Annotated in this window: 13 protein-coding genes; 3 read left to right on the top strand and 10 right to left on the bottom strand. The window is 70.4% G+C overall.

Annotation, left to right across the window (positions count from 1 at the left end; genetic code table 11):
* Positions 1-219: 219 nt before the first annotated feature.
* Positions 220-828, top strand: a complete 609-nt coding sequence (locus AC0666_RS24845; protein ID WP_468971786.1) for a sigma-70 family RNA polymerase sigma factor — start codon at positions 220-222, stop codon at positions 826-828.
* A gap of 64 nt (positions 829-892) precedes the next feature.
* On the opposite strand, the gene AC0666_RS24840 is transcribed toward AC0666_RS24845, so the two are convergent.
* Complete coding sequence (locus AC0666_RS24840; protein ID WP_478708318.1) at positions 893-1,456, bottom strand: TetR family transcriptional regulator; 564 nt, start codon at positions 1,454-1,456, stop codon at positions 893-895.
* Positions 1,457-2,000: 544 nt separating this feature from the next.
* On the opposite strand from AC0666_RS24840, the gene AC0666_RS24835 reads away from it, so the two are divergent.
* Positions 2,001-2,927 carry a response regulator transcription factor gene (locus AC0666_RS24835; protein WP_478708317.1) on the top strand — a complete coding sequence of 309 codons (927 nt, stop codon included), beginning with the start codon at positions 2,001-2,003 and terminating at the stop codon, positions 2,925-2,927.
* 164 nt (positions 2,928-3,091) lie between these two features.
* On the opposite strand, the gene AC0666_RS24830 is transcribed toward AC0666_RS24835, so the two are convergent.
* A complete protein-coding gene (locus tag AC0666_RS24830; protein WP_468971780.1) occupies positions 3,092-4,234 on the bottom strand; it encodes an MFS transporter in 1,143 nt (380 codons plus the stop codon).
* Positions 4,235-4,365: 131 nt separating this feature from the next.
* Between AC0666_RS24830 and AC0666_RS24825 the strand changes: the two genes are divergently transcribed.
* Complete coding sequence (locus AC0666_RS24825; RefSeq protein ID WP_468971778.1) at positions 4,366-4,764, top strand: MerR family transcriptional regulator; 399 nt, start codon at positions 4,366-4,368, stop codon at positions 4,762-4,764.
* Between the two features lie 46 nt (positions 4,765-4,810).
* On the opposite strand, the gene AC0666_RS24820 is transcribed toward AC0666_RS24825, so the two are convergent.
* The 8 genes from AC0666_RS24820 to AC0666_RS24785 all read right to left on the bottom strand — a co-directional run bounded on the left by AC0666_RS24820 (position 4,811) and on the right by AC0666_RS24785 (position 13,377).
* Entirely contained in the window at positions 4,811-5,710 is a 900-nt protein-coding gene (locus tag AC0666_RS24820; RefSeq protein ID WP_478708316.1) for a fumarylacetoacetate (FAA) hydrolase, read from the bottom strand.
* 76 nt (positions 5,711-5,786) lie between these two features.
* A complete protein-coding gene (locus AC0666_RS24815) occupies positions 5,787-7,091 on the bottom strand; it encodes a pyridoxal phosphate-dependent aminotransferase (RefSeq protein ID WP_468971774.1) in 1,305 nt (434 codons plus the stop codon).
* Positions 7,092-7,244: 153 nt separating this feature from the next.
* The gene (locus AC0666_RS24810) at positions 7,245-8,900 is read right to left on the bottom strand and encodes an AMP-binding protein (protein WP_478708315.1); all 1,656 of its coding nucleotides are present in this window, start codon (positions 8,898-8,900) and stop codon (positions 7,245-7,247) included.
* On the bottom strand, positions 8,897-10,015 hold the full coding sequence (locus AC0666_RS24805; protein ID WP_468971770.1) for a Glu/Leu/Phe/Val dehydrogenase dimerization domain-containing protein: 1,119 nt from the start codon (positions 10,013-10,015) through the stop codon (positions 8,897-8,899). Before AC0666_RS24805 ends, AC0666_RS24810 begins: the two co-directional genes overlap by 4 nt.
* A 65-nt stretch (positions 10,016-10,080) precedes the next feature.
* Positions 10,081-10,644 carry a type 1 glutamine amidotransferase gene (locus AC0666_RS24800; protein ID WP_361716085.1) on the bottom strand — a complete coding sequence of 188 codons (564 nt, stop codon included), beginning with the start codon at positions 10,642-10,644 and terminating at the stop codon, positions 10,081-10,083.
* 11 nt (positions 10,645-10,655) lie between these two features.
* Positions 10,656-11,477, bottom strand: a complete 822-nt coding sequence (locus tag AC0666_RS24795; RefSeq protein ID WP_478708314.1) for an amino acid kinase family protein — start codon at positions 11,475-11,477, stop codon at positions 10,656-10,658.
* A complete protein-coding gene (gene argC / locus AC0666_RS24790; RefSeq protein ID WP_468971766.1) occupies positions 11,474-12,532 on the bottom strand; it encodes an N-acetyl-gamma-glutamyl-phosphate reductase in 1,059 nt (352 codons plus the stop codon). Before argC ends, AC0666_RS24795 begins: the two co-directional genes overlap by 4 nt.
* Entirely contained in the window at positions 12,529-13,377 is an 849-nt protein-coding gene (locus AC0666_RS24785; protein ID WP_468971764.1) for an ATP-grasp domain-containing protein, read from the bottom strand. The genes argC and AC0666_RS24785 overlap by 4 nt, the downstream gene beginning before the upstream one ends.

The raw sequence follows: 13,377 nt of genomic DNA, 5'->3' as shown, positions 1-13,377 counted from the left end.
CGCCGGGCGCCCGCAAGGCGGCGCCCGGCGCTTTTGCGTGTCCGCACTCCGGTCCTCGCGGCGCCGCCACAGCCCGACGTGCCAAGACCGGCGCGGATGTTCACCGTACCGAAGAAAAACGAACGCTAGATATGTAGCCTGTGCGTACCCACACAGTCCTCCGCCGTATCCACCTGTACTCCCGTGGTACGGCGGGCGTACAGGAGCGCAAGAACCCCCATGACGGACACGACCACGGTCCCCGCCGCAGAGACGGACGAGCAGCGCTCGACTCGCTTCGAGCGCGATGCCGTCGGCTACCGAACCCTGCTGTACGCCCACGCCATGCGGCTGACCCGCAACCCGCCCGACGCGGAGGACCTGGTCCAGGAGACGTACGCCAGGGCCTACCGCAGCTTCCACCAGTTCCGGCCCGGCACCAACCTGCGGGCCTGGCTGCTGCGGATCCTCACCAACGCCTTCCTCACCGACTGCCGCAAGCAGCAGCTGGAGCCGCGCTGCGCGCACACCTCGGACATCGAGGACTGGCAGCTCGCCAGCGCCGCCTCCCACACCTCCGGGGGGCTGCCCTCCGCGGAGTCGCAGGTCATGGACCGGATCCCGGACCCGGTGATCAGCGAGGCGCTGCGGGCGATACCGGGGGACTTCCGGACCGTCGTCTACCTCGCCGACGTCGAAGGCCTGCCGTACGAGGAGATCGCCGCTCTGGTCGGCATTCCCAACGGCACCGTCAACTCCCGCCTGCACCGCGGGAGAAGGCGGCTGCGGACCCTGCTCGACGGACACCTGGGGTACCGGGCCGACACGGGCACCCAAGTGGGGGAGTAGGCGCTCCGCACCGCGGGCGGCGGCGGTGGCGGGGTCCGCGTGCAGTCGGGCCCCGCCTGCCCCGTCAGGGCGCGGCCCTGCCCCCACACGCGATTCCGGGCAGCACCAGGTGCCAGATGCGCGTGAGTTGCTGCTCGGCGCTGTCACCCTGGTCTCCAGGGGACTTGGCGCGGCTGCGGGCGTACGTCTCGGCACCGGTGACGAGGTAGGCCACCAGGGCGAGCACCGTCTCGTGGTCCGCGTCCGGGCGCAGTTCGCTCGGCGCCGCTCGCGCGAGCAGGCGGTCGAGGATGGGCAGCCAGAGGGAGCACCAGGCCGCCGCGCCGTCCATGCGCTCGCGCGCGAGCCGCGCAGCGGCGCGGACGGGAGGTTCCTCCTCCAGCAGCCTCGCGATCTCGATGGTCAGGGCGACCACGGACTGGAGGGGCACTTCCTCGCACACCGCCACCCGGTCCGCTGCGGCCCGCAGAGCGGACTCGCCACGCGCCTGGACCGCGTCCGCCAGTTCGTCCTTCGACCGGAAGTGGAAGGTGAGGGCCCCGATGGAGATGCCGGCGGCGTTGCTGACCCGGGCGAGTGTCGTGGCCTCATACCCTGCGCAGTCGAACGCCGCGGCGGCGGCCTGCACCAGAGCCTCCCTGGTACGGACGGCTCTCTCTTGTTTCACCATGGGCATTCTCCGGATTCCACCCAGGTGCATGCGTGCATGGGGGTCTCTTCGGTCACGTGGTCGACCAACGGTGAGCCCATGATGGCCCCGCTGGTTGAACGGATGGGGGGCTGCTCCCGGGCCGTGGCGCATTCTCGCCGGGGCGGGCTGGGGCCCTGGAGTGGACGCATGGGTGCGGCCACATGTCACCTCCATCGCCGGCATGTTGGCTTCCGCTTCGCCTGCGGTTCCGGCACCAACGCAACTGGCGAGGGGTGTCTCGCCTTCCCGGATCACCACGATTCAACCGAAAGTGGCGCGTTCTCACCCCACCGTGAAGCTGTCGGCGTCCGGGCGAGTCCGTACGGGTGTGCCGGCCGACCCTGGTCTACGTGTCGACGCCGGGAACGGAAACCGCGTAACCCCGTGGCCGCCGTGACCAAGGCGTGGACATCGACGATCGAAAAAAAGAGAACGTTCGTTATGCTATGAGGGACGGTCACGCCAGGGAGGGGGATGCAGCATGGCGGGAAACCGAGCACGTCGAACGCCGGGGTCGGATCGCGAGAAGCCGGCCTCCTTCTTCGCCGAAATGCTGGTCGGCCGACTGCCGCAGGCTGACCAGCGGCGCACCCTCGCCCCAACCGGTTATGAGGGGGGAGCAATGACTCAGGGGGCCACCTTGCGAACCGAGGAGGCCGGCCGGACGCAGATCGCGCCTGCCGGATCGCGGCCGCAGACACCGCCGATCTCTCGCTTGCAGCTGAGAAAGGTCATCACGTCGCCGATGGCCCGCGTCCTCGTGGTCGAGGACGACGCGGCTGAAGCTGAAACGAGGGTGCGGGACCTGCGTCGGCAGGGGTACTCGGCGAGCAGTGTCGACACCGGTGCCGAAGCGCTGAGAACGCACCAGCACTCCGACCTGGTCCTGCTCGACCTCGACCTGCCGGACATCGACGGCCTGGAAGTCTGCCGGTTGATCCGGGAGGCGGGGGACAAGCCGATCATCTCCGTCACCGCTCGCGACACCGAACTGGACCGGGTCCTCGCCCTGCAGGCCGGAGCCGACGACTGCGTCGTCACCTCGTGCGGCTTACGCGAGATGACGGCTCGTATCGAAGCCGTGCTGCGTCGGGCCCATCCGCAGCCGGAGCCGACACGGATCATTTCCCTCGATCCGCTCCACATCGATGTCGGAACCCGAGAAGCCCGCTTGCACGGCGAGCCGGTGAACCTCACCGGCAAGGAGTTCGATCTGCTGCACATCCTGGCTGCGAACCCCGACGGCGTCGTGTCCCGCAGGGAGCTGATGGCCCGGGTCTGGGACACCAGTTGGGCGCATTCCAGCCGAACCATCGACACGCACGTAAGCAGCCTGCGCGCGAAACTGGGCGCCAGCAGGTGGATCATCACGGTCCGCGGTGTCGGCTACCGCATGGGCCGAGGCTGACCTCCCGTGGAAACCGGTATGCGGACGCGGCCCCCATGTGATCAACGGCTTCAGACGCCTTGATCACAAAGGGGCCGCTGCTCGGTCCGGCAGTCCCGTGCTCCACCCACCCCGAAACCGGGATGAACGCGGCCCACGGCCCTGTCGTGCCGTCCGGCGATGCGTCAGGCCGAGTCCGGCCGCTTGGCGGGGAAGCCGTGCGCACGGGCGCCGACCACGACGAGCAGCACCGGCACGAGGAGGACCAGGACGCTCCACGGGAAGGAGGTGGGGCTGAGCGCGGAGAGCAGGAGGCCGCCGACGGCCCCGCCACCGGCCATGAACGAGTTCCACGTGGTGACCAGCAGAGCCTGCCCGCGGTCGCCCCCCGCATCGGTGACCGCGGTCTGCAGGAGGGTGGCGACACCTCCCCAGCCGAGCCCCCACAGCACCATCGCCACATAAACCACGAGGGGACTCTCGGCCACCAGGGCCAGCAGGACTGCCGCCACGATGAACAGGGCGGTGCTACCGATGGTCAGCGCGCGCAGCCGGCGGTCGACCAGTGCTCCGGTGATGAAGATGCTCACCATGGAGGCGATTCCGAAGACCAGCAGCACGAGGTCGCGGGAGCCGCCCATGTCGTACTCGTCGAGGAACGTGGCGATGTAGGTGTAGAGGATGTTGTGGGCCAGCACGTACGCCGCGACCACGAACAGGACCGCCACCACGCCCGGAAGGCGCAGGGCCTTCAGGATGGGCTCCCGGTTCTCCGGCCGCTGCCCCGGGGAGTCCGGAACCGACGCGAGGATCCACACCACCAAAAGGACGGAGACCACGCTCACGAGGCCGAACGTCAGCCGCCAGCCGAACAGTCCGCCGAGGAACGTGCCCAAGGGGATGCCCAATGACAGGGCGAGCGGGATGCCGGCCATGGTGATCGCAATGGCCCTGCCCTGCAGGTGAGGGGGGGCCAGGCGGCGGGCATAGCCGACCAGCTCCGCCCACACCACGGCCGCTGCGACGCCGGCCACCAGGCGGAACGCCATCGTCAGGGCGTAGCTGGACGAGATGGCCGTGACCAGGTTGGCAACGGCGAACACCACTACGGCGAGCAGGAGCAGCTTCTTGCGCCGCCACCCTGCCGTGGCCACGGACACGGGGATCGCCGAGAGGCCCGTGGCGATGGCGTAGATCGTCAGTGACTGCCCCGCCGCCGACTCGCTGACCGAGAGGTCGCGGGCCATCTCGGGCAGCACTCCGGCCGGCAGCGCCTCGGTCAGGATGCCCATGAAGGCGGCCGTACCCAGCGCCAGCAGCGGCGACATGGGAAGTTTCCTGTTGTCGGTCGCGGGGGGAGAAACGTTCGGTGACTCAGTGTGGGAAGTCGTCATGACTTGTATCCTCAAACCCTTACATAGATGTGAAGGTCAAGATGATCCGGTGTGGGGTGGGTCACATGCTGATCGGGCAGTTGTCAGAGCGCACCGGCACCTCCCGCCGGCTGCTGCGCTACTACGAGGAGCAGGGCCTGATCCGGTCCCGTCGCTCCCTGAACGGGTACCGGGAGTACGACGAGGACTTCGTGGACCGGGTCCTCCAGATCAGAGGACTGCTCGCCGCCGGGTTGCCGACCCGGGTGATCAAGCAGGTCCTGCCGTGTCTGGACACGCCCAAGGCGATCCACGTCTCCGGCGCCACCCCGGAGACGATCGCCGCACTCGAACTTGAGCGCGACCGGATGACCGAGCGCATCCGGTGCCTGGAACGCAACAGAGAGGCCATCTCCGGCTACTTGGCAGCCGTGCGCCGCGCCTCCTGTGAGAGGGCGCCCGCGGAGGCGGCCGCGACGGCCTGACCGCACTGGCGCGCGCCGGTCGGGGCGGACCCGGCCGCCCCGACCGTCAGGCGGCCTCGACCGGGCGGACGTACTCGATGACGTTGGACAGCACGACACCGTGGCTGGCCACGTCGATGGTCACCCGGTCGCCGTCGGCGATCCGGAACCCGTCGTGATAGCTGGCCTTGTCGGCCCCGAGCAGTACGTAGCTGACCAGTCCCGGCCGACGCATCACCGGATACGAGAACAAGTGGCCGACCATGTCCTCGACCCGGTGGTACAGGGCGTCCGCGCCGCACGAGAAGTCCCCCTTCCAGGCCGCCGCCCCCTCGCGTTCGATGGTGATCTGGCCGGTCACCGTACGAGGCGGTTCGCCGAGGAACAGCCACGGCGTCATGGACGTTTCGCAGAGCTTGGAGTAGGGGGTCCATCCCCACGGGTTCTTCAGGTGGTAGCCGATGTCGTTCAGGTCATTGGCGAACGTGTAGCCGACGTAGCGCGGAGTGCCTGCCTCGTCGTTGACGTAAACCAGGGCGACCTCCGGCTCCTCCAGCAGAGCGACGGTCGACACGGCGGCGGCCAGCGGCTCGTCCGGCATGCGCACCCAGGAGCCGAAGCCCTTGATCAGCCAATTCGGCGGCCTGAACTCCGCTGCGGGGTCCGGGGCGTCGGCGTACTTGGACCGGTGTGTCCCCATGAAACCGGTCAGGAGGGCGTCCCCGGCGGTCGTGGGCAGCAGCGGCGGGAGGAGGTGCACCTCCGGGTCGCCGGCTGTCACAGTGATCGTCTCGGCCCCCTCGGTGACGGCGGCGATCACTGCCTCCGGGCCGCCGCCCGCGAGGAAGGCGGCTCGGAGCTGCCCGTCGGTCACCCGGTACAGGGTCTTGGTCTCGCCGGCGACCGCCTTGCCGAGGCCCGCGTACCGCAGGCCCTGGTACTCGCATTCGAAGAGGATGATGGACATGGTGGTCAGAGACCTCCTGGGTTGTGGGCTGACCCGCGTGCCGGGGCGGGCCCCTGCGCGCGGCGGTGATGAGTGGTTACGGTCGCCCGCTCAGCGTGTTCCGAGCGGCGAACGGTTCGGTGAGGTCGGTCAAGACCTCCGCGATGCGGTCCAAGGACGCTCTGATCCAGGGCAGTCGCAGCGGGTCCGCGGCGGTCAGGGCGGCGGTGCGCTGGGCGTCGGTCTCACCGTAGAGCCGGCTGGTTGCGGCCCGGATCCGCAAGGCGCGCTCGGGCTCCCCGAAGGCGGTGCCCGGCAGCAGCCCGACCCCGTACCGCTCCGCGAAGAGGGCCGCGAGGCCCCCGCCGCCGTGTACCCCGTGCACGCGGCCGAGTTCGTCCCGGAGCGGCTCGAAGTCAGGGTAGAGGTAGGAGGTTGCCCGCACGGGCGCCAGTTCGGCGCCGACGGCGGCGAACCGATGAGACACTGCGCAGACCACCTTCTCGTGCAGCCGCCGGCAGGAGGCGACGTGCGCGAGGACCTCGGGCGGCTCCGCGAAGGCGTACGCCGCGGCGGCCTGCACGGGGGCCGCGGTGCTCGACCAGATCTGGCTGGCGACGCCGATCAGCCGGGTGTGCACCTCACGCCCGAGCGGGCTGTCGGGGAGCCGGGCGACCCCCATCCGCCAGCCGCCGAGAGCCAGGCTCTTGGTCAGCCCTGTGGTGACCACGGTCCGCTCGGGCGCGAAGGAGGCGGGGGAGACCGCACGGTGGGCCGGGTCGAAGACGAGGTCGCAGTAGATCTCGTCGGAGATGACGACCAGGTCGAGCTCCCGCGCCGCGTGAGCCAGGCGCCGGACGGTTCCCGGCCCGGCGATGGTGCCGGTCGGGTTGTCGGGCAGAGTCACCACCACGCACCGCGGGTTGCGCCCGGCGGAGCGGGCGAGGGCCACCGCCTCACGCAGCGCCGCCGGGTCGGGCACCCCGCCCTCGCCCGGCAGGGTCGGAACGGGAATCGGCCGCGCCCCGGCCAGTTCGGCCTGCGCCGCGTAGCTGACCCAGCTCGGCACCGGCACGACCACGTCACCGCCGACGGCCAGCATCAGGGCGAAGAGCAGCGGCTTGCTCCCCGGACCGCAGACCACCAGCCCGGGATCAGTGGGAAGGCTCCTGCGGCCCCAGTAGCCGGCGGCCGCGGTGCGCAACGCAGGACTTCCCGCGACGGGGCCGTAGGCGTTGCGGTCCGCAGCCCCGGCGAGCCGCTCCCGCAGCGACGGGAGGACCGGGAGGCCGATCTCGCCGCTGGCCAGCGAGAGGACCTGCTCCCCGGCACGGCGGCGGCGGTCCAGCTCCTCGTCGGCGGCGAGGGTCGCCGACATGGTCACCGGCGCGGGTGCGGGCATGAGTTTGCCTCCAACTGATCGGGCTTCGGCGGTCGCGGAGTGGGGGAGCGGGGCTTCGGGGGGTGACACGGGGGCGGGTCACCCCCCGAAGCGGGGTACCGGGGGTGGCGGGGGAGAGGTCACCCCCGGGGCATCGCTGCCGGAGGGCGGGGGTCACCCGCCGGCGTACAGCTCCCGCAGCTCGACCTTTCGGATCTTTCCGGTGAGGGTCTTGGGCAGGGCCTCGACGACCTCAAGGCGCTCCGGGAAGAACCGGGGGTCCTGGCCGGCACCTCGCAGGTGTTCGCGGATCTCGGCCAGCGTGGGGTGGTTCTTCCCGCGGGGGACGGCGACGGCGAGGATCGGGTCGTCGACCGTCCCGTTGGGGCCGACGAGGGTTGCCTCGGCCACCTTGGGGTGCCGAGAGATGATCGCCTCCAGCTCCGCCATGGGGACGACGATGCCGTCGCGCAGGATGGTGTCCCTGGAGCGGCCCAGGATGCGGATGCCCCCGCGCCCGTCCTCGCGCGCCACGTCACCGGTGTCGAACCAGCCGTCTGCGGTGAGCTCGGCGTCGAAGGCGTCCTGCTGCTTGTAGTAGCCGAGCGCTTGTGACGCGCCGCGTGCCCGCAGCCGGCCCACCGGGGCCCGCTTGCTGGGGTCGTGGCACAGGTCGATGCGGATCTCCATGGAGTCGATCGGCCGCCCGTGGCTGTGCGCCGCCCAGTCCTGGTTGTAGTCCAGCCGGCTGATGGTGACCGGACCGAACTCGGACATGCCCCACACCGAGTACGTGCGGGCTCCCAAGGTGTTGCGCAGCTCGTCCACCAACTGCTGGAGCACCGGTGCCGCGCCGGTGACCGTGTGGCGCAGGCTGGAGACGTCGTGCGGATCGACCTGCTGGGCCCGGGCGACACCGGAGAGGGTGGGCGGCGGCCCGTAGAGCAGGGTGGCGCCGTACCGCTCGACCAGATCCAGCATGCCGGCGTGGTCCTGGCCGTCCTGGAAGGCGATCGTCCCGCCGAGCATCACCCCGGCGAGGACGCCTTGGCCGAATCCGGAGTAGTGCACCAGCGGGGTGGTGACCGCGATCACGAGGTCGTCGCGGAGCAGGAAGGTGTCGACGTAGCCCCGCACGCCCGAGTGGACGGTGTTCTGGCTGTGCACCACGCCCTTGGAGTAGCCGGTGGTGCCGGAGGTGAACAGCACCACGAACGGCTCGTCGGGCCTGAGCTGGCGGCCCTCCAGATCGCTCGACCGCTGCTTCTCCCAGTGCGCGGCGACGAAGTGGTCGTGGAAGTCGGTCGCGCCCTCGGGGGCGTGCCCGCCGACCACCACCACGTGCTCCAGAGGCAGCTCGGACTGCAGCGCGCGGACGGTGTCGGCGAGCGGGTAGCCGTCCCAGTCCGGCACGGTGATGCACACCCTCGCTTCGGTGAGTGCGAGGCGGTGGCGCAGCTCGTCCTCTTGGCAGACGGGGGCGATCGGACAGATGATCGCGCCGACGGCCATGCAGGCGAACATCAGCGGCACCATCTCCCACCGGTTGGGCAGCTGTACGGCGACGACGTCGCCGCGCTGCACGCCCAGTTCGAGCAGGGCCCCCGCGAACCGGTCGGTCAGCCGGGCCAGCTCGGCGTAGTCGAGGGTGTCGGTGCGGGCATCGTCGAGACGGCGCCCGGCGACGGCCAGTTTGCGGGGCCGTTCGCGCGCTTGACGGCGCAGGTCGTCGAGGAAGGTCTCGTCCCGCCACCAGCCGCGCCGGCGGTACTCGGCCATGCGGTCGGCGGGCGACCCCGCGGCCAGGATGGCGGAGGTTGTCGAGGTCATCGGCGTTCCTCGCGGCGGGTGGCGAGCAGCTCCGGCAGCGGGTCGCCCGCGCCGGCGGCGGCGATCTGGAGAAGGTCGCGGGTGTTGCGGCGCACCCGGTCGCCGACCCAGTCGAACACCCAGGCCTTGCGGGCCTCGGCCTCCAGGCCGAAGGGGACGACGCGGGTGACGGCCAGGGCGGCAGAGGCGGCCCCACCAATGTTGGCGATCACTCCCGGGACCAGGACGGCGCCCGAGGCCCGCACCTTGTCCTTCGCCTCGGCGCTGGAGCTGAGGTTGCCGCCTTCGACCACGAGGCCGGCACGGAGCCGGTGCGCGTTCTCGGCGCTCAGCGCGTACTTCTGCGCCGCGAGGATCAGCAGGTCGGCGTCAACGTCGAGCCAGGCGTCCGGCTCACCGGACACGGTGACGTGCTGCGGCAGCCGGGAGCGATCGATCCGTCCGAACTCGTCGGTGATGGCGACAAGGTCGGCCACCGGCAGGCGGTCCGCGCTGATGGTGCCCTCGATGTCGGCGATGCCGACGATCACGTGCCCGCGGTCCTCCAGGAACCGGGCGACCGCCCGGCCCACCGCACCGAAGCCCTGGACGACGACCCGGGCCGGCTCGGTCCGGCCGCTTGCCTCCAGGGCGGTGACGGCCGCCACCCCGACGCCGTGTCCGGTGCAGTCGATCAGCGGCTCGTAGTACGTGCGCCAGTCGATGGGCATGTCGGGAGCGCCAAGCCTGTACCGCGGGTCGTAGCCGGCCTCGGCGAAGAAGACGGCGCGGTCTGCCGGGGTGACGCCCATGTCGATGCCGAGGTGGATGCCGCCGTGCAGCAGCGGCTTGACGGTCCGCCCGAAGGTCCGGAACGTCTCCTCGCGGTTGCTGCCGTCGGAGACGATGCCGGCCTTGGCACCGCCGATGGGCAGGCCGGCGAGGGTGAACTTGTGCGTCATGTCACGGGCGAGCCCGGCCACCTCCGCCTCGGTGACCCCGGTGGTCATCCGTGTGCCGCCCATGGCCAGTCCGTCGTACAGGGAGTCGACGACGACCCAGCCCCTGACCGTGCCGCCACTGCCGTTCAGGTGGACGGTGAACGCGGGTTCCTGTGGGTTTTCCAGATCACTCATTGCCAAGTCCTTGCGTACGTAGATGTGTTCATATGACTGCGTGCGCTGGGTTCACGCGGCGAACGTCACTGGTAGAGCTGCGTGAAGCCCCGGAGGATCTCCAGGCCGTCGCTGCGGAATTCGAGGTGCGCCTGCGAGCCGAGGATCCGGCCGTCGTCGGAACGCATGAATTCCACGGGCGCGAGCTCGGAGCGGCCGATGGAGCGGAAGCCTTCCGGGGCCTCCTGGAGGTAGAGGGTGTGGCGGTGGAAGACCGTCACCGTCGGCTTCACGTACGTGAAGAGCTGCTCCTCCTTGTCCACCTGCACCTCGTAGCCGCCGACCCGCTGCGGTCCCTCGGCGAGCCGGCCGCCGGCTGCGACCGCGAGGATCTGCATGCCGCCGCAGATCCCGAAGACCGGGACGTCGGCGCCCATGACGAGGTCGATGAGCGGCTTGTAGTAGTCGCGGTCGTAGGCCCTCACCTTGGTGCCGCTCAGGACAATCGCCTGGTGGCGGCCGTCGAGCCGGGCCGGCACGGACGCCGCGTCGACCACTTCGGTTTCCGAGCCCAATTGCTCAAAACTCTGCTGCAGCTGCTTGAGGGACAGCGTTCCGTTGTTGACGACGAGTACACGGGGTTGCGCCACGTTCTTGCTCCTCACGTTCGCGTGATGACGGTGCCGGTGCGGGCCGCGAGCAGATCCGTGACGTGCGCGCTGCCGATCACGACGCGCTCCGCACCCCGCTCCAGGGCCTCGCCCGCGGCCCGCAGCTTCTTGCGCATGCCGCCGGTGGCACCCTTGTCCCGGAACCTGGTTGCCGCCTCCGCGGTGATGCGGCGCACCGGCTCGCCGTCGATCAGCAGGTGCGCGACATCGGTGACGAGGACCAGGTCTGCGGCGCCGACGGCGCCGGCGATGGCGGCGGCGGCCCGGTCGGCATCGGTGTTCACCTCCTGGCCCGCTGCGTTGCGGGCCAGCGGCGTGACGAGGTAGGCGTGGCCTGCCTGCAGGTTCTTCAGCGGTGCCGGGTCCACACCGGAGATCGGCCCGACCAGGTTGGCCAACTCGACCAGCTGCTTGCCCTGCCACCACCAGCGCTCGCCCTCGCCGGCGCTGATCAGGCCGTCGCTGCCGAGCAGCCGCTCCGCGGTGATGCCGCGCGGTTCGAGCAGCTCGAAGACCTGATCGCTCAGCGCAGCGCTGACGGTCTTGATGTCCTCGATGACCTCGGGCGTGGTCCAGCGGCTCTGATTGCCGTACCGGTCGCGCAGGATCGCGGACGGCTCGCTGTAGCGCGGGCTGAGCTGTTTCAGGGGTTTGGACCAGCCGTGCACCAGGATCAGGGGGCGGTCCCTGCCGTACTCGGCGAGATCGTCCCACCAGGCGCCGTCGAGGTCGTCGAGGCAGCTGCCGCCGAGTTTCACCACCGTCGGGGCCGGATGCTGCTGCTTCTGCAGGTTCTTACGGGTGTCACTCATGCGGGCATCACCGGCTGCATCGTCAGGCCCGTCTCCTCGGGCAGCGTGAATCGCTTGTTGGCGGCCTGCACGGCCTGGCCCGCGGCTCCCTTGACGAGGTTGTCGAGGGCGGCGAGGACGACGATGCGGCCGCCCTCCTCGTCGTGCAGGACGGTCACGTCGCAATAGTTGGACCCCAGGACGGCCTGCGGATCGGGTACCGGGATCAGCGTCTCGGTGTTCCGCCGCACCCGCACGAAGCGGTGCTCCTTGTAGAAGCGCAGGTAGGCACGCTGCAGCTCCCGGCCGTCGACCTCGTCGTCGGTGAACACGTAGGCGCTGGCGAGCAGCCCGCGCACGTGCGACACCCCGTACGCCGACATGGTCAGCGAGCCGACGCTGCCGGGCTTGCTGCGCTCCAGGAAGTCGCCGACCTCGGCGGCGTGCCGGTGCCCGGTGGGCGCGTAAGGTGCGATGGCGCCGTTGCGCAGCGGATGCAGGTCCGGCACGCGCAGCTGTACGCCGCCGCCGCTGGAGCCGCTCTTGCCGTCGATGACCACCGTCTTCAGGTCCAGGCCGAGGCCGAGGGTCAGAGGGGCGAGCCCGAGCGTGATCGCGGTGGCGTAGCAACCGGGGACTGAGATCAGCGGGGCGCCGGCCAGTTGGTCCCCGACCAGCTCCGGCACTCCGTAGACGAAGCGGTCTGCCAGTCCGGTGCCCCGCCTGGCCTTCGGGTACCAGCGTTCGTGCAGTTCGGGGGTGCGGATCCGGAAGGCCCCGCTCAGGTCGATCACGCATTCGACTCGGTCGGCGAGGAGCGCGGCGAGCTCGGCCGAGACCGGGGCGGGCGTGGCGAGGAACACCACGTCGCACCGCTCGGCGATCGCCTCGGCCGTGACGGGCTCGATGGTCAGGCCCAGGTCGAGGCGGAGCCCGGGGTGCAGCTGGGCGGGGCGCTTGCCGGCGCTTGAGTTGCCGCCGAGGAAAGTCAGCTTGAATTCGGGATGCTGGTTCACCAGCCTGATCAGTTCACCGCCGGTGAAGCCGGAGGCGCCGACGATTCCCACTCTGATCATGCGAGTATCTCCTGCAGGTGACGGGCGACGGCTGACGGGATGTCCACTTCCGTCGTCGAAGCCACTCCCCGCCAGGCGGGGGCGTGGTTGACCTCGTTGACGAGGTAGCCCGAAGGGGTCTTGAAGAGATCGACCCCGTATATGCCGGCGCCGAGCTGGTCCACGACGCCGTCCACGATCTTCTGCACCTCGGGGTCGTGGGCGAGGGCCCGGCTCTGGTTGCCAAGCGCCGCATTGCTGCGCCAGTCGACGCCTGCGCTCTCGAACTCCGCGGCCGCGACGATCTGTCGGCCGACGACCAGGCAGCGGATCGAGCCACCGCCGAGGTACGGCTCCACCAGGCAGGCCTGCTCGAAGGCGTGGCCGAGGTCCTCGACGTAGTCGTAGACGGAGTGCGCCAGGTCGGAGTCGCGGACCAGGGTGACGCGCTTGCCCATGCCGCCGTAGACCGGCTTGAGCACCACGGGCAGGCCCAGTTCGGCGAGCGCCTTGTCGAAGTCGCTGCGGGAGAGGACGAGCCGGTAGTCCGGCACCGGCACGCCGGCGGCGGACAGTACGGCGCGCAGCACCAGCTTGTTCTCGCAGGCGTGGATGGCCGCTGCGGAGTTGAGGGCGGTCACTCCGGTCGACTCGGCCAGGGTGGCGAGCAGGCCACCGCGGGTGTAGCTGCGGCTGCGGACGAGCAGGGCGTCGTAGCCCTCGATCGAGGGGGCCTTGGGGTCCCCGAGGCACAGGGACTCGTCATTGATCCAGTCGATGTGCAGGCCCCATTCCGGTGCCGCCCGGATGAGCTGGCGTTCCTCCCAGCCGACCCGGTCGGCGACGATGGCAATGCGGTTGCCCAT

The organism is Streptomyces sp. NPDC043680, assembly GCF_056436685.1.
The sequence above is the reverse complement of the archived record's forward strand: the minus strand, read 5'-3'. Positions and strand labels throughout refer to the sequence as shown.